This is a genomic window from Halorubrum sp. FL23, assembly GCF_052439115.2.
In the GTDB taxonomy this organism is placed as follows: domain Archaea; phylum Halobacteriota; class Halobacteria; order Halobacteriales; family Haloferacaceae; genus Halorubrum; species Halorubrum persicum.
In genome coordinates, this window is the sequence record NZ_JBQVRO020000005.1 from 46,671 (window position 1) to 62,575 (window position 15,905).

At 69.2% G+C, this 15,905-nt stretch carries 13 protein-coding genes; 1 reads left to right on the forward strand and 12 read right to left on the reverse strand.

Features of this window, described 5'->3' with window-relative positions; all coding sequences use genetic code 11:
- Nucleotides 1-3: 3 nt before the first annotated feature.
- From ACT4MF_RS07610 to ACT4MF_RS07645, 8 genes are all read right to left on the reverse strand, one after another.
- Entirely contained in the window at nucleotides 4-1,233 is a 1,230-nt protein-coding gene (locus ACT4MF_RS07610) for an FtsZ/tubulin family protein (RefSeq protein ID WP_444682339.1), read from the reverse strand.
- Nucleotides 1,234-1,236: 3 nt separating this feature from the next.
- Nucleotides 1,237-3,333: a hypothetical protein gene (locus tag ACT4MF_RS07615; RefSeq protein ID WP_444682338.1), complete on the reverse strand. Its 2,097-nt coding sequence runs from the start codon at nucleotides 3,331-3,333 to the stop codon at nucleotides 1,237-1,239.
- Entirely contained in the window at nucleotides 3,330-4,346 is a 1,017-nt protein-coding gene (locus ACT4MF_RS07620; protein WP_444682337.1) for a hypothetical protein, read from the reverse strand. Before ACT4MF_RS07620 ends, ACT4MF_RS07615 begins: the two co-directional genes overlap by 4 nt.
- Complete coding sequence (locus ACT4MF_RS07625; protein WP_099254532.1) at nucleotides 4,343-4,618, reverse strand: hypothetical protein; 276 nt, start codon at nucleotides 4,616-4,618, stop codon at nucleotides 4,343-4,345. The genes ACT4MF_RS07620 and ACT4MF_RS07625 overlap by 4 nt, the downstream gene beginning before the upstream one ends.
- Complete coding sequence (locus ACT4MF_RS07630; RefSeq protein WP_099254531.1) at nucleotides 4,615-5,898, reverse strand: FtsZ/tubulin family protein; 1,284 nt, start codon at nucleotides 5,896-5,898, stop codon at nucleotides 4,615-4,617. The genes ACT4MF_RS07625 and ACT4MF_RS07630 overlap by 4 nt, the downstream gene beginning before the upstream one ends.
- A 126-nt stretch (nucleotides 5,899-6,024) precedes the next feature.
- The gene (locus ACT4MF_RS07635) at nucleotides 6,025-8,046 is read right to left on the reverse strand and encodes a magnesium transporter CorA family protein (protein WP_444682336.1); all 2,022 of its coding nucleotides are present in this window, start codon (nucleotides 8,044-8,046) and stop codon (nucleotides 6,025-6,027) included.
- A 232-nt stretch (nucleotides 8,047-8,278) separates the two neighbouring features.
- Nucleotides 8,279-9,907 carry an FtsZ/tubulin family protein gene (locus ACT4MF_RS07640; protein ID WP_099254529.1) on the reverse strand — a complete coding sequence of 543 codons (1,629 nt, stop codon included), beginning with the start codon at nucleotides 9,905-9,907 and terminating at the stop codon, nucleotides 8,279-8,281.
- 113 nt (nucleotides 9,908-10,020) lie between these two features.
- Nucleotides 10,021-11,712, reverse strand: coding sequence for a hypothetical protein (locus ACT4MF_RS07645; protein WP_444682335.1), 1,692 nt, complete (start codon nucleotides 11,710-11,712; stop codon nucleotides 10,021-10,023).
- Between the two features lie 102 nt (nucleotides 11,713-11,814).
- Between ACT4MF_RS07645 and ACT4MF_RS07650 the strand changes: the two genes are divergently transcribed.
- A complete protein-coding gene (locus ACT4MF_RS07650; RefSeq protein ID WP_444682334.1) occupies nucleotides 11,815-12,408 on the forward strand; it encodes a class I SAM-dependent methyltransferase in 594 nt (197 codons plus the stop codon).
- A 29-nt stretch (nucleotides 12,409-12,437) separates the two neighbouring features.
- Here the strand turns inward: ACT4MF_RS07650 and ACT4MF_RS07655 are convergent, their stop codons facing one another.
- From ACT4MF_RS07655 to ACT4MF_RS07670, 4 genes are all read right to left on the reverse strand, one after another.
- The gene (locus tag ACT4MF_RS07655; protein ID WP_444682333.1) at nucleotides 12,438-13,127 is read right to left on the reverse strand and encodes an Sjogren's syndrome/scleroderma autoantigen 1 family protein; all 690 of its coding nucleotides are present in this window, start codon (nucleotides 13,125-13,127) and stop codon (nucleotides 12,438-12,440) included.
- 82 nt (nucleotides 13,128-13,209) lie between these two features.
- Nucleotides 13,210-13,632, reverse strand: coding sequence for a Fe-S cluster assembly sulfur transfer protein SufU (gene sufU / locus ACT4MF_RS07660; RefSeq protein WP_099254525.1), 423 nt, complete (start codon nucleotides 13,630-13,632; stop codon nucleotides 13,210-13,212).
- Between the two features lie 80 nt (nucleotides 13,633-13,712).
- Nucleotides 13,713-14,243 carry a response regulator gene (locus ACT4MF_RS07665; protein WP_444682332.1) on the reverse strand — a complete coding sequence of 177 codons (531 nt, stop codon included), beginning with the start codon at nucleotides 14,241-14,243 and terminating at the stop codon, nucleotides 13,713-13,715.
- A 188-nt stretch (nucleotides 14,244-14,431) separates the two neighbouring features.
- On the reverse strand, nucleotides 14,432-15,709 hold the full coding sequence (locus ACT4MF_RS07670; RefSeq protein WP_444682331.1) for an aminotransferase class V-fold PLP-dependent enzyme: 1,278 nt from the start codon (nucleotides 15,707-15,709) through the stop codon (nucleotides 14,432-14,434).
- Nucleotides 15,710-15,905: the final 196 nt, after the last annotated feature.

Genomic DNA, 15,905 nt, shown 5'->3' on the forward strand with positions numbered 1-15,905 from the left:
GGATCACTCCGCATTCTTGTCGACGTACGCTTCGAGGTTGTCGACGATTCGGTCGAGTTGTGCTTGCGTCAGCTCGCCGCCGGTCCCGCCGCCGGTCCCGGCGAGGCTGTCCCCGAGCATCTCGAACTCGTCCCACGAGTGGTCGAGCAGCGGGTTCAGGTCGAACCCGCCCAACAGGAGGAGCACGTCGACGTCGCTACCGCGCCCCCGTTTCGGGGTGAGGCTTGCCTGTCCGGCCACGTTGATGTCGTGTTTGGTGGTCCAGTCGCGGAACGCGCCGTACACCTCGGGCTCGCTGATCTCGTCGTCGTCGATCATGCTCTCCGGGGCCCGGACGATGGCGTACGCGGCGGTCGTCGTGCCAACGTCCATCGGCACGTACGTGTTCTCCGCGGCCTGATCGAGCATGTACTCGAGCTCGTACACCTGTCCGTTCATCTCGGTCGCGACGGCCGGCGTGAAGTGGTACGCGTCCATCTGCGAGGGGATGGTCACGTAGTCTTTCACGTCGATGACGCTGCGGGTCTCGCGGCCGGCGCCGATCATCAGGTCGATGGCCGTGATGATCGCGTCGTTGATCGAGTCGTAGTGTCGCCCGTTCCCGTTCTCCTCGTCGTCGAGCTGGGAGTTCGAGGCGAGCAACACCATGTCCGCGTTCTGCGTGTCGTCCGCGGTTCGAAGCAGCCGCGAGAGCCCGCACACCGCGTTGAAGTGCCGCTGCGGCTGCTCGTAGTAGTAGGGCCACACGCCGAACGCGGTGTGGATCACGCTGTCCATCCAGTCTTCCGTCGCGCCGGCTTCTTCGAGGTCGGCGAGTCCGGTCTTGAACTGCTCTATCGTGTACGGGATCGACCCGTTTCCGGTGCCGCCGCCGAGCGTCGCGACGTGCATGAACGCGTCCGAGGTCCCGAAGTCCTTGATCCGGGACACGATGCGGTCGAGGTCCTCCCGCGCGCACGCCTCACCGTTCGGGAAGAAGTTCCCCGCGCCCTGCTGCGAGCCGAACTCCAGCGCGTGCGACTCCATCGTCTCCTCTTCGCCGCGCTCGTCCTGGAGGGTCCCGCGCATCCGGTCGATCGTGTTCCGGAGGTCGGCCCGGTTCGTGTTCATCACCAGCACCCGGTCGTCGATCCCAGGGTTCTCCGCCCGGTCGAAGAACTGCGACGCGATGCGGCCGCCGCCCTCTCCCGACGCGATAACGCTCCATCTCGTAAACGTGTCCGTTTGTGCCATTGGTCAGTGTTCGTTGATCTCGAGTCCCGTTTCGGTTATCGTCACGCTGTGCTCGCCGTCGATCCCACCGACCACGTCCCGGACCACGGAGTCCGGGACCGGCGCCGAGAGGAAGTTCCGTCGCAGATCGGCGAAGCTCACCCGGTCGCCCGGGTCGACGTTGTACCGCAGAACGTTGGTCACTTCGCGTTCGATCTGATCGTCGTCGTACACGACGACGTCGCCGTCGCTCCGACAGATACCGTGGCCCGCCTCGTCGCTCCAGACGGCGAGCAGGCAGGCCGCGTGGGTGTCTTGCACGGGGAGGTCCATCTCCGTCGACACGTACCCCTCCTCGGCGAACGACGACTCGAGTCGGGACCGCATGTCCGGCAGGACCTCCGTCATGTCGACGTCGACGTCGGCGCAGAGCTGTTCGCGCAGCTCCCGTTCGCGGAACTCCACGGACACCGACGCGTCGCCGTCGACCCGCACGTCGCGCTCGATCGCGCCGAACGCGTCGTCGCCCGGGTCCGCCGAGAGCTCGTGGGTGCCCGCCGGAACGTTTTCGAACGCCGCCGTTCCGGCGACCCGCGTCTCCACGGTGACGGCCTCAGAGTAGCCGCCGCCGTCGAGCTCGACCGTCGCCGTGCGCGGGCGTTCGCTGCCGTGTTCGTACGCCACCTCCACGGTGAGGTCGTGCGTTTCCACGTCGCCGCGCCGGAGTGCGGGGACGCTCGGGTCGAACTCCAACCCCTCGTTCCGTCGATAGTAGAGCCCGAGGAACTGGTCCGCGTGCCGCATCGGGAGGTCGTCGCCGACGACCTCGCCGCGCTCCGCCAGCGCCGTCTCGATCGTCTCCGAGACGTCGTCGTACGCGTCGACGACCGCGGCCTTGGTGCTCGCCGTCTCGACGGCGTCACGCAGGTCGGTCGCCGCGGCCTCCCACCGCTCCGTGAACAGCTCGAGGTCGTCGATCGCTTCGAGTTCGGCCGCGAAGCGCTCGTCGACCGCGTCCGGCTCGGTGTAGTACCCCGGCGGGAGGTCGGCCGCCCGCAGCGTCTCGGCGTGGTCGGCGAGGCGGCGCTCCATCGTTCGGATCATGTCGAGACAGACCCGCCGGAGGTCGGAGCGGTGGCGGCTCGCCTCGGAGAGGTCGAGCGCCGAGTCGAGGTCGGACACCGCCGCGTCGATGCGGTCGACCTCGTCGATCGAGCTCGCCTCGACGTGCGCGTCGACGTCGGCCCGGTCGACCGCGTCGACGAGGTCGCGGATGGCGTCCAGCTCCTCGTTGAACGAGCCGGAGAACTCGTCGCGGAGCCGGTCGCGCGCCTCGAGCACGGACTCGACGGCCGACTCGAACTCCACGCGGTCCAGCGCCGCCTCGGCGTCTTCGAGGTCCGCTTCGATCGCGCCGCCGTCGTCCGCGCGGTGCCCGCCGCGCCGCATCTCGCGGACGGTCTCGATCGCCTCCTCGATCGTCCCGCGCGTCGCCTCGCGCGAGCTGTCGAGCACGTCGCGGCACTCGGCGACGGACGCGCTCGAATCGGGCGCCGAGAACGACTCGCTCGGCTCCGCGAGGTCGACCTCCGCCAGTCGGTCGAGCACGCGCTCGCGCCGGGAGAGGTCGCCGGCGACGAACTCCCGGAACGACGACTCGACCTCGTCCTCGAGCCGCTGTGTCTCGTTCGAGAGGCGTTCGAACTCCTGGAGGTCGGCCGACTTGACGCCCGTTCCGAGGTCGAACGCACCGGTCTCCCGATCGACGGTGACGCCCTGCGTCTCGAAGTCACCGACCGCGGACTCGACCTGCGCGTCGATCCCCGGGTCCCAGTCGGGGTAGGCGGTCCGGAGCGTCTGCCGCTGCCGGAGGAGCGCCTGGAACTCCTCGGCCGTCGACCGGGCGCGGGTGCGGACGAACTCCTGTTCGCTCGTCCCGCTGCGAGTGATCACGCCCCGGACGTACAGCCCGATTCCGAGGACGACGAACAGCGGGATCCCGATGAGGACGAACCAGGTCGCCGCCTGCGACCCGGACCAGATGAAGATGCCCGCGCCGATCGCCGCGGCCAGCACGACGAGCGCACCGATCCCGAGCGCGGTCCGTCGGTTCGCGTTCATGCGATCACCCGGAGGAGGGGGTCGACCCCGATCATCACGGCGAGGATCGCCGCGCCGCCGACGGCGGCGACGATCCCGATCAGGATCGGGAGCAGCGCCGTCTTCCGGTCGTAGCTCACGTCGCGGCTCAGCTTCATCTTCTCTTTGACGCGGCGCGCGGCGATCAGCGGGACCGCCGCGCCGGCGACGAGCCCGAGCGCCACGCCGGCGCCCAGCGATCCGAGCACCGAGAGCCGCACCGTCGAGCGGGGGCCGTCGGCCGTCGCCTCGACGGCTTCGGTGTACGCGGTCGCCGCCGCCGTCACGTTCGAGTCGGTGCGTTCGTACTTCTCGTCGGCCGCTGCTGCGGCCGCGACGGTGCCCGCCGCAGTCCCGTTCTCACCGGCCGATCTGAGACGGCCCAGTAGGTCCGCCCGTGTCTCCGTCATCGTCTTGTACTCCTCCCGCAGCGAGTATACCGTTTCGTTCGCGTCATTGAGGCTGACCTCGTCGGCCTCGAGGCCGCTGGTCGTTTCGTTCAGCGCCGTCGTCGCGTTCTCGGTTTCGTCTACGGCGCTGCGGTACTGGCTGTCGTCGACCCCGTCGACGGCCGTGGGGCCGGTACCGCTCGACTCGGCCACGGTGACGACCAGCCGGTCCTCGAACGTCGGCTGGTCTCCGTCCGCGAAGTGGTCGGCGAAGTCGACGGTCTCCGTCTCGCCGGTGATCGTGACGGTGTACGTGTGACCGTCGCGCTCGCCGACCTCGTACCCGGTGCCGTCGGAGAGCCAGTCGCGGTCGGCCGGCTCACCGAACGAGCAGTAGCCGACGGTCAGCGTCGATCCGGGATGGAGCGTCACCTCGTCGGTGTAAACCGTGTCGCCGGCGCCGCCGACGATGGCGCTCCGGTTCTCCCCGACCCCTTCGCAGTAGTCGCCCGGGCCGGCGGCGGCCGCCCCGTTGACGGCGACGAGGGAGAGAAGGCCGACGCAGAGCAGCGACGCCAGCAACAGGCGTTCCGCTCGGCCCGTCATTCGAGCCGCCCCCCGATCTGCTTGCTCTGGTACCAGTACGTGGCACCGCTCGCGACCACCGCGCCGATGCCCAACCCGATCAGCGCGCCGCCGGCCGCGAGGTACGGCACCTCCCCGGCGAGCGAGGCGGCGGCCGTCGCCGTCGCCGTCGCCTCGATCGCCGACCGAACGGTCGCGCTCCCGTCACCGACGACGACGCCGACGGAGCCGACCAGCACGGCTGCCGCGACGAAGGCGATCCTCGCGAGCCGCGGTCTCGCCGTCCGAGTCATGCGAACAGTTCCTCCGTCTCCTGTTCGTAGGCGTCGGCCGCGGCCTCGATCTCGTCGAGGCGGTCGAGGTCCTCGCGGCGGTACGTGAGCAGCGTCACGACCGATGCGAGGTTGCGACCGCTGAGCGCGACGCCGATGTTGACCTCGCTGAGCCGACAGCTCCGTTCGAGGTACTCCTTGATCGTCCCGGTCTCGACGCTGTGTGAACCCGGGCCGATGTTCGCGCTTGGCGCGCGGACCAGCGCGATCGCCTTCTGGGCGTCGTTCGGGTCGGCCTTCGCGAGCGACTGTTTCGACGCCGAGAGCCGCGCGAGCGCCGCGCTGTCGATGTCGCGGCGCCCGACGAACGGCAACAGATACCCCGACAGCGACCGCGTCATCGTCACCGATCGCCCGATCGCGCCGTAGCCCGGTCTGGACTCCTCCCCGGCGACGCCGAACGACAGCGACGTGACGATGTCGCGAACGTCGATGTCGGGTGTGTCGACGCCGTCGACCTCGCTGGCGTCGACATTGCTCAGCATCGGGCCGACGACGATGTCGTGGAACGCGGCGGCGACGTACTCGTTGTACTCGCCGAACTCGCCGCCCGCCGAGTCGAGGTACGAGATCCGCTGGTTGTCGACGAGGACGATTCCGTCGACCTCGTCTTCGAGGCGGTCGAGCCCGTACCGGGCGTTCCACGCCTGACGGCCCGCGCTGACCTCGCCGTCCGTCTGGTCGTCCTCGACCCCGCCGCGGGTGTTCGGGAGGACGGTCACCGCGACGACCTTGGTCCGGTCGTCGGTGAACTCCTTGATACCGCGGGCGATGTGCGGGCTGATCCCGCACCCGGTGCCGCCGCCGAGCCCGACGAACAGGAACGCGAACTGGATCGCGTCGGTGTCGGTCGCCGCCACCTCCTCCTCGTCGGCCGCGGCGGCGGCCCCCCGCCCCCCGAACTTCGATTCGAGGGTCGTCTGGAGCTCGTCGGCGTGGTCCGCCATCACCTCGTCGGCGTCGACGGGGTTCCGTCCGAAGCCGCCTGTTACCATCTCCTCGAAGCCGGGCTCGGTCCCTTGGACGAGCCCGTGCTGCTGTGCGACCCCGTACTGGTCTTCCGCGGGGACGTTCGAGAGGTTCTGTAAGTCCCGCATCGTCGAGTTGAACACCAGCGGCCGACCCAGCGTCGAGATGTCCGTGGACTCGAACAGGCCGAGCATGGAGTCGTCCGTGTACTCGAAGATCGCGTCGACGATCGCTCCCCCCGCTTGCCCCGCGCCGATAAACAGATACGTCATTTAGCTGGTGGTTCCTTGGTACGCCTGCTCGGGAAAATAGTTATCGAACAGTACATGTCTCTACGACAGATATTACTGGAACATCGGATTATAAAGATGGTGGACGTACCAGTACACGGACAGGCGTCAGCCGCGCAGCCGACGAAGCATCACGCTGTACTCGTTGCGCTCGTATAGCTCCTCGACGTGGTCGAGGAGGTCGCTCGCTGCGGCGAGCTGGCCGGCCGCCTGATGCGGCTGTTCGTTCCCCATGCGCCGCGCCCGGTCACAGAGCGTGTCGGCGAGGTCGAGGAAGTGCTTCGGGATGGTGTGGTTGTGGTCGGCGCGCACCGAGACGTACTCGTCGTTGACCGACGCGATCCGGTCTTCGATGTCGCGCGCCCGTCGAGCGACATCGACGCTCTCCGAGGAGCCGTCGGACCGCGAGAGTCGGGGGACGAGCGTCCGGTCGTAGAAGGTGCACTCCTGATAGATGGCGTACAGCTGCACGTCGTCGACACCCTCGCCGACCATCGCCTCCAGCTCGCGGACGCGATCCGCGAGGTGCCGGTACACCGTCCCCTCCTCGCGTTCGAGTTCGCTGTCGAGCGAGTCGAGCCGGCGGCGGACGTCGCTCGTCCCGATATCCGCCACCGCCGCGCGGAGCTCGGCGTACTCGTCGATGGTTTCGACGGTCGATTCGAGGGCCGCGGAGAGCTCGTCGTCCGCCCAGTCGGAGCCGCCGAGCGCCGCGAGCAGCTCCCGTGACTGCGCCGTCTGCGGCCGGAGCGTGTGCTCGACCTCGTCGACGATCGGAGCGAGCTCCCCTCCGGGGGTGTCGAAGACGATATCGCCGTCTTCGAGCGCGTCGGCAAGTTCCACCAAGCGGTCGTCAGTGTCCGTCGTTCGGAACGAGAGCGCGTCCGTCCGAGCGGCCTCTTGACAGACGCTCCCGGCCGCGCCCTCGATCCGGTCGTAGCGCTGTTGGTACCGGTCCAGTTCGGCTTCGAGCTCTTCGATCTCCTCCCGGTGCTCCCGGGCGTGGTCCGTACCGGAGTCCGCCTCGGACTTCGCCTGCGAGAGGTCGCCTTCGAGCGTCAGTATCCGATCGAGCGCCGATTCGACGCCCTCGGCGAGCGGCCCGTCCTGGCGGCCGACCGAGCGCTGCGCCGACTCGACCCGCCGCTCGTCCGGCGAGCGACCGAGGTCCTCGACGGCGTCTGTGACGGCACCGGCGCGCTCCAGCCGGTCGATCACGTCGGCGAGGACTTCTTCGAGCCGCTCCTCGTCGGGCGAGCCGTCGGACAAGGCGCGACACAGCTCGGCGGCCAGCGGATCGCTCGGTCGGGTCCGCGAGGCGATCTCGTCGGCGACCGTCGTCACCGGGTGGACGGCCGACGTGTCCGTACCCTCGCCGGAGGCCGAATCGCCGCTCGGATCGGTATCAGCGTCGGTCTCGGTGTCTTGCGCCGCGGGGGACGCGGTGGACGACTGCGTCGCCCGATCGGACGCGCCGGACGCGCGTCCGGGATCGTCGCGGCGGTCCCGGCGACGGCCCTTGGGGTTCTTGATCTCGCGGACGCGCTGGCGCACTTCCGAGACGACCTCGTCGACGGTGTCCGTCGCGGCCGAGCTGATCCGGGTCGATCCCCCGCCGGAGGTCTTGATCTCGAGCTCGGTGAACGTGCCGTCTTGATGCGACTGCACGCCGGTCACCTGATCGTAGTATATCTCCTTGTTGGTCCCGCCGCCGACGCCCGACCGGGACTTCATGTCGTACTCCGCGCCCTCGTTGAGGTTGATCGAGGTCTCACTGACGACGATAGTCGTGTTGTAGTAGGTGTCGGACGCTTTGACTAACAGGGGAGAGCTCCCGGAGTTGTACGTGAGGTTGTACAGCTTCGCCTCGTCGAGGTCGATCCCCCGCTTCGCGTTGCGTTCGGATTCGCCGATGAACTTCTGGACGAACGACCGGTAGTTGGCGTTGATCTCGCGGACGCCCCAGTACCACGTGATTATCCCCGCAAAAATCCCGAGAACGAAGAGCAGTCCCGGCTGATCCACGCCCGCTCCGATCAGCGTAAACACGATCGTGACGCCGATGGTGACGGCCCAGGGAGACCACCCGATCTTCCACCGGACGTTGTTGACGCTACCGTCGTCTGTCATGAACAGTACATGCCCTCACGCCGTGATTAATCTTCTGGACTGATAGGTTACCGCTCCGAGCAGTTCCCGACTCTCCGGGGCGGACGCCGCCTTCCTGTCAGCGGGTCGATCCGCGGATCGAGACCGCCGACCGGGAACATCGCCAGAATCCGACACGCGGAAGCGACGCAGCGCGGCCCGCGGCGGGGGATCCCATCTCACGGAGCGATCGGAGCGGGAGAGGCGAGGCGGTTCAGGCCATGTTCTCGCGGCCGAGACACGAGAACAGCGCCTCGACCTCGTCCCACACCTCACGGACGTTTTCGGCCTGTTCGCTGTTCCCCTCCTGTTTGAGCGTCAGCGCGTGGTCGTACATGGCCTCGATCGACGGCATCTCGGGGTTCCACAGCGTCCCCCACAGGTACACGTCGTCGAGGTACGGCGTCACGAGCTGTTTGATGTGGATGTCCACCGACTCGATCCCGGTCGAACGGCCGGCGTCGAGGAACTCCTCGTCGCCGATGATGCTCGCGAGGGTGCCGTCGCCGATCAGCTCCGAGACCTCCCGCATCTTCCCCTCGGGACCGTACATGAGGAAGGTCCCGCCCCACGCGGTCGTCGGGTCGAACTCGGCGAGCTTGTTCTGGAACAGCGCGTTCCGGACGAGCAGCTCCAGCTTCGACTCGTCGAACGTGTTCGCTCGCGAGCGACCGAGCACCGGCGCGAGCACCACCGCGGGCGAGAAGTCCCGGTCGGGGTCGCGCTGGTACTTGTCCTGGACCGGGCGGAAGCTGTCGGCCGGATCGAACACGTCGCCTTTGATCGACATCGTCGCGTCCCGGTCGAGGAACTGCGGCACCGACGACATCGTGAACGCCTCCAGAAAGGCCACGAGCGGCTTGTTCACCTCGACGTACTGCGGGGGGTTGTACTCGCCGAGCCGGTCGATCCGGGGGCGAATGTCGGCGCCCACGTCCTCCAGCCGCTTGTTGTCGAACGGGACGATCGCGTCGACGGTCCGGGAGGTGCGGGCCAACCCGACGACGCCGTTCACCTTCGCGCGGCCGCCGAACTCCGAGTACTGGGTCCCCTCCGAGGGGATCACGACGCTGCTGAACAGCGGCTTCGAGACGATCCCGTCGTCGAGCACCTTCTCGCGGAGCTTCTCGGCGAGGACGGGAGTCGCGCCACAGCCCGTCCCCTTGGTGACGCTGTGGACGAACATCACGGCCTGCGAGTCCCGGAGCCGCTCGCCCTTGAGGTCCCATCGCTCCCGGAAGGGGTCGGCGTCGTCGGCGAAGTCGGCCTCGATCAGGTCGCGTCCGAGGTCCCACCGGTAGCCGGCGCCGGCGTAGTCGTGTTCGCCGAAGCCGATGATGCAGTTCGGGAGGAGGTCGTTGCGGCTGTACCCCTTCTCCTCTTGGGCGTAGTAGGTCTGTTCGAGCTCGCTGACGTTGGTGTTCAACAGCCCGTACCCCGCTAACCCGCCCTGCCAGATCCGAGCGCGACGCTCGTTGTTCTCCTCCAGCGTCGCGCGTCGGAGCAGAATCGCGTCGAGGATGTTGTTGCCCGCGCCCCCGACGCCGACGAGGTACCACTTCTTCCCGTACGCGTCGTCCATCAGGTCGTCGCTCGGCGTCTCGGCCCCCGAGGGCGCCGGCGTCGCCGCCCGACCGAACTCGTCGGTGTCGGCCGGGTCGGCCGGGTCGTCCTGACCGTCGGCGGCCGGGCCGCCCTCGGACAGCGCCGCCTCCTTGAGGTCCGGATACACCTGCTCGACCGATGCGGGCTCGTCCGCGTGGGCCCGGGACAGGTGTTCGACTAGCGACCCGCCCGCCCACTTGTTCGAGCGCTGCATACAGATCTTACAGATGTCGGTCATGTTCGGATACGGTAGTGGGGGTGACGGAGCTACATAAAACATTACGGACGCGGCCGGTCGCGCCCGATGTCGTTTTCGGAGCCTGACAGAAGTTCGTCAGCGTTCCCCGCCGCCTACCCGCCGTGTCGTTCCGTGAACCGCTCCCGGAGCGCGTCGAGGCCGGCGGACGCGGTGGTCCCCTCGCTGAACTCGACCTCGAAGAAGCCGGGCGGCGCGTTCTCCTGAAGCGTCACCGACGCCACGAGGTCCGTCTGTCGGCGGCAGAACGTCGCCAGCGGTTCGAGCACCTCACGGCGTGCCACGGCGTCGGGGAGCAGTTCGGTCTGGTACTCGACGGCGCCGGCCCCGCCGCGACCGTCGAGCTCCCGAAGCACGAAGAGGATCTCGTCCGCGACCGCGTCCGGCGTGAGCTGCTCGCGACCACCGCCTTCCTCCCGTCCCGATCCGGCCGTCGAACCGGCCGACGGCGAGAGACTGCCGGCCTCACGCCCGGGGTCGGACCCGTCGGCGCCGGGGGTCGATCCCCCTCCGCCGGCGGACCGAGCGGAGCCGCGCGCTCCGGCCCGCGACGACTCGCCGCCGGTGACGACGAGCTCGTCGCCGTCGAGCTCGACGTCGACGGCGTACTGTCGTTCGAGGATCGGCGCGAGATCGGCGACGAACGCGTCGTCCACGCCCTCCGGGATCCCGACACGACCGCTCCCGTGGTCGATCGTTCCGGTGACCCCGCCGAGGAAGTCGACCGCCATCAACAGGTCGTCGCCGGCCCGCTCGGCGTTGCGGATCACCCGGTCGGCGTCGTCGAACGCGCAGGCGTGAAGCGTCCGGTCCGCGTTGTCGATCCGGCGCTCGATGTCGCGGACCCCCGGGAGCGCCTCGTGGCGGCCGTCGACGACGAACTCCCGCACTCGGTCGGCGAGGGCACCGTCGAAGCGTCCGGTCATCTCTCGGACATCCTCGAGCGAACGCTCCGCCTCGCGTCGCGTCTCGAGGTACGACTCCTCGCGGCGCCGGATGTGCGACTCGATATCGCCGCAGTGGTCGTGGACCACCGCGGCCGTTCGAGCGGCCTCGTGGATGTCCCAGTCGGCGAGCGCGTCGCGGACGGCCCCCTCCAGATCCGCCACGTGAACCGTCTCTCCCCCGGGCGGAACCGTCAGTTCGCGGAACCGACCCGGCAGGTTCACCACGTCGTAGGTCCCGCCCAGCGGCGAGGTCACGGTCGGGTCGAACACTCCCCCGTCGACCGCGTCCTCGACCGACTGCCGGAGGTCACGCTCCATCGCGTCGACCGCGCTGGGCGCCGCGTTCCGATCGGTCGGGAGCCGGTCACGGACCTGCGAGACCGCGTCCGGCACGACCGGTTCGAGCCGGTCCAGGGTCCGATCGCCGATCCGGTCGTCGAACGCCGATCTCGTGTCGCCGGCGTCCGATCGGTCCGCCCCCTCACCGTCCGACGCGGTCGCGCTGCTCGTTCCGGGGCCCGCCCCCCCGTTCCCGTCCGCGGTGGCCCCGGCGCCGCCCGCGGAGCCGCCGCCGGTCGGAGACGCCGAAGCGCCGCTGGATCTGTCGGTGGTCCGGCGGCGGTACACGGCCAACGCTCCGACCGCGACGGCGAGAAGCACCGCGGCGCCGGCGGCGGCGAGCAGGGTCGACCCGGAGCCGCCGGTGACGCCGACGACGCTTCCGGCGGGTTCGACACTTCGGACGGCGTCGGAGGGGACCGCAGTCGCGCCCGGTTCGGAAGCCAGCTCGGTCCGCTCGGCGATCGCCGACCGGACTCCCTCGAAGCGGTCCACGTCCATACGAGCCATGTGTAGCTGACTGGGCTAAAGACCTGTCGCCCGCGCGAGAGGACCGCCGGGAGCGATCCGAGCCGCTAACTGCGCCGAGCGTCACGCCCGGGTATGGATCGCTTCCGGAACACGGGACAGCCGGACTGGGACTGGTGGGGTCGAGTGTGGCCGACGCCGGGCGCCACCCTCGATCGGCTCGGGCTCGCGCCCGGCGACCGCGTCGTCGAGATCGGCAGCGGAAACGGCTACTTCGCGCTGCCCGCGGCGCGGATCGCCGACCCGGCGACGGTGTACGCCGTCGATGTCGACGAGTCGCTGCTGGCCGAGCTCGACGCGCTCGCGGCCGAACAGGGGATCGACACCGTCAGCACCGTCAAGGGGGACGCGCGAGCGCTCCCGGAACTGCTCCCCGAACCCGCAGACTTCGCGCTGCTCGCGAACGCGTTCCACGGTATCGAAGACCAATCCGCGTTCGTGGAGGGTGTCGCCGCCGCGCTCGCCGTCGACGGCCGGTTCGCCGTCGTAAACTGGCACGACCGACCGCGTGAGGGGACGACGATCGGCGGCGAGCCTCGGGGGCCGCCCACCGACCTGCGCCTCCCGCCGGAGGCGACCCGCCGAGCCGTCGAGGACGCGAGCGATCTGCGTCTCGCAGAAGCGATCGAGCTCCCGCCGTACCACTACGGGCTGGTCTTCGAGCGCTGAGGTCGTCTTCGAGCGCCGCGGTGTCGCCGTCAGTCCAACGCCGCCAGCGCCTCCGCCGCCTCGCGGGCCGCCTGCAGGTTGTCGCGGGCGCGTCGCGGGTCATCCGTCTCCTCGGCCGCGCGGGCGAACCGGGCCAGCGTCCGCGTCAGCGACGCCCGAGCGTCGGCGACGGTTTCCGATGCGGCGGGCTCGGCCCGTGGGGTCGGCGTCGACCCTCCCGATCGCTCGGCGTGCGACGAGGGCGAGGCCGAGGGCGCGCCGGAGGCGGGAGCGCTCTCCGCCGGAGGGGACGTGGCGCTCGGACCCGTGGCGTGTCGGCTTCCGTTCGAGGGGGGCGACTGCCCCTCCGCCGCGGACGGAGAGGCAGCCGGGGCGTCCGCCTGCGGTTGGATTCCGTCCCGGTCCGCGGTTTTCGCCTCCTCTCGGGGGGGCCGTCCCGCCGTTTGAGCCGCGGTCTCCGCGGTTCCCGTCTCGTCGCTTCCCGTCTCGTCACTTCCCGTCTCGTCGCCCGAGCCGGTCGCCTGACACGTCGGACAGAACTCCTGTCCGTCGTGCCGGAAGATGGGGTCGCCACAGTCGTCGCAGTGGCGGTTCGTCATCGTCGCGCCCTGTAACAGCAGCTCGGACATCCGTTGGGTGTGCTCGCGCTTCTGTTCGTCCTCCGCGAACTTCTCGCGGAGCTTCTCGCGTTCGGCCTCTTTGTCGAACCCGTCGCTCATACGCGGACGAACGTGACTCACGAGCAAAAGTCCGGTGGGCTCGGGACGGTTCGGGGACGCCGGGAGAGACCGGGGAGCGAGGCTACTCCTCTGTCTTCGTGCGGTCGTCGGGGTCGAGCTCACCGCGGTAGATCTTCGAGCCGTCCTGCGCGACCTGCCGCCCGAGCACCGCGCATTTCACGCGCATCGGAGAGATGTCGACGCCGAGCATCTCGGTGATGTCGTCGGTGTCGAGGTCGTCGAGCTCCTCGATCGACATGCCGTGGAGGCGCTCGGAGAGCATGCTCGCCGAGGCCATCGAGATGGCGCAGCCGTCGCCGGTGAACCGCACCGCGTCGATCGTCTCGCCGGCGTCGTCGAGGGCGACCTGCATCCGGATCGTGTCGCCACAGGAGGGGTTCTCGCCGACGTGGGTGAAGTCGGGGTCCTCGAGCTCCCCGTAGTTGCGCGGGTTCTTGTAGTGGTCGAGGATCTGCTGCCGGTACATGTCCGAGCCCAGTCCCATATCGGTCTCGAGTAGGCCCGTGCAAGTCAAAAGGGTTCCGTCGATCCCGGCGGGCCGGAGCGCCGACGGCGAGCCGCCGACTACTCCGCCGAACGAGACGCGCCCGACGACGGCTCCGGGAGGTCCGGCGAGACCGGCGTCGGCGTGCGGAGGGTCCGAACGTCGTCGTCGTCGACGAGCCGACAGAGCCGTTCGAGAATGCGGTCGTACTGGCCGCGCTCCGGACGCTTCGAGAAGAAGCCGTCCGCGCCCGCGTCGAACGCCTTCGCCGCCGCCTCGTCTCCGCGGCAGGTGGTGTGGAACACGACCGGCACCTCGACGCCTCGCGTCCGGAGCCGTTCGATCAGGTCGACGCCCGTGCCGTCCGGGAGCCGCTGTTCGGTCACGATGCAGTCGGCCGCGTCGATCTCGCGTCTCGCCGCCGCCATCCCGTCGACCGACCGGACCACGAACCCGTCGGCGAACCGCTCCGCGAACACCGCCAGCAGCTCCGCGGAGCGCGCGTCCGGCTCGACGTGAAGCAGAACGACGGAGCCGCCGTCTTCCGTCGCGTCACCGGCGGCGCGGTCGTCCCGAGAGCGGTCGTCTGCCGTCCGCGATTGGTCTGTCATACTGATTCGGCGAACGCGGTGCGTACGGGTATAAAATGGAGATCCTCACCCCGAATTTGCCCGGATTAAGCCCGTTTAACCGTCGAGTGAGGCGGGCGTGTATCTCGGGACGACGACCACGCGCCGATGCGGGAACCTGCGGCCGAGAAGCGGCCTCCAGAGTCTGGCGCGCGGAGCGCGCCGCCGAGTCAGGCGAACAGGTCGCGGGCCTCGCCGACGGCCTCGACGAGCGCGTCGATCTCCTCGACGGTGTTGTAGAGGTAGAAGGAGGCGCGCGCGGAGGCGGCGACGCCGAGTTCGTCGTGGAGCGGCTGGGTGCAGTGATCGCCGGCGCGGATCGCGACGCCGTAGTCGTTGAGGATGCTGGACAGGTCGTGGGCGTGGACGCCCTCGACGTTGAACGCGACGAGGCCGCCGCGGTCGTGGCCCGGCGGACCGTAGATCTCAACGCCGCCGAGGGCCGTCAGCTCGTCGTACGCGTACTCGGCCAGCAGGTCCTCGTGGGCCTGCACGTTCTCCATGCCGATCTCCTCTAAGTACTCGATCGCTGCCGCGAAGGCGATCCCCTGCGCGATCGAGGGCGTGCCGGCCTCGAACTTCCACGGGAGGTCCTCCCACGTGGAGTCCTCGAAGGAGACGCGCCGGATCATGTCGCCGCCGTAGAGGTACGGCTGCAGCTCGTCGAGGAGCGCCTCGCGGCCGTACAGCGCACCGATTCCGGTCGGGCCGCACATCTTGTGGCCGGAGAAGGCGAGGAAGTCGACGCCGAGGTCCTCGACATCGACCGGGCGGGTGGGGACCGACTGGGCCCCGTCGGCGAAGACGTACGCGTCGTGGTCGTGGGCCATCGCCGCGAGCTCCGGGATCGGGTTGACGGTGCCCAGCGTGTTCGAGACGTGGACGACCGACACCATCTGCGTGTCGTCGTCGATGCACTCCGCGGCGTGTTCCATGTCGAGCCGACCCTCGTCGGTCACCTCGATGAACCGCACGTCGGCGCCGGTGCGCTTGCCGATCTGCTGCCAGGTGACGAGCGAGGAGTGGTGCTCCATCTGCGAGAGGACGACGTTGTCGCCCGGTCCGAGCTCTTCGAGCCCCCAGGCGTACGCGACGAGATTCATCGCCTCCGTGGTGTTCTTCGTGAAGACGATCTCCTCGCGGCCCGACGCCCCGACGAAGTCGGCGACGGTGTCGTGGGCCTCCTCGTAGGCGACGGACGCCTCCTGGCTCAGCTGGTGGATCCCGCGGTGGACGTTGGCGTTGTAGCCGCGGTAGTAGTCCGCGATCGTGTCGACGACCTGGTCCGGCGTGTGCGAGGTCGCCGCGCTGTCGAGGTAGACGAGCGGGGTGTCGTCGCCCGGCCCCTCCCCCGGCGTCTCCGGATCGCCGCCGACCTTCCGGTCGAGGATCGGGAAGTCGGCGCGGACGGCCTCGATGTCGAACGGGTACTGTTCCTGAACTCCCATTACCCGTATCTGGGCCCCGAGCACTAACACACCTTCGGTCCGGTACGTGTTGCCAGTACCGCGGAGGCTCCCTCACGGCGACGAGGCGCACTCGTAGAACCCTCCCGAGACAGCGCTCACGAGACAGCACTCGCGTGTACTCGTGCGGCGTTCGTGGGAGACAGCACCCACGCGTCCTCGTGCGGCGTTCGTGGGA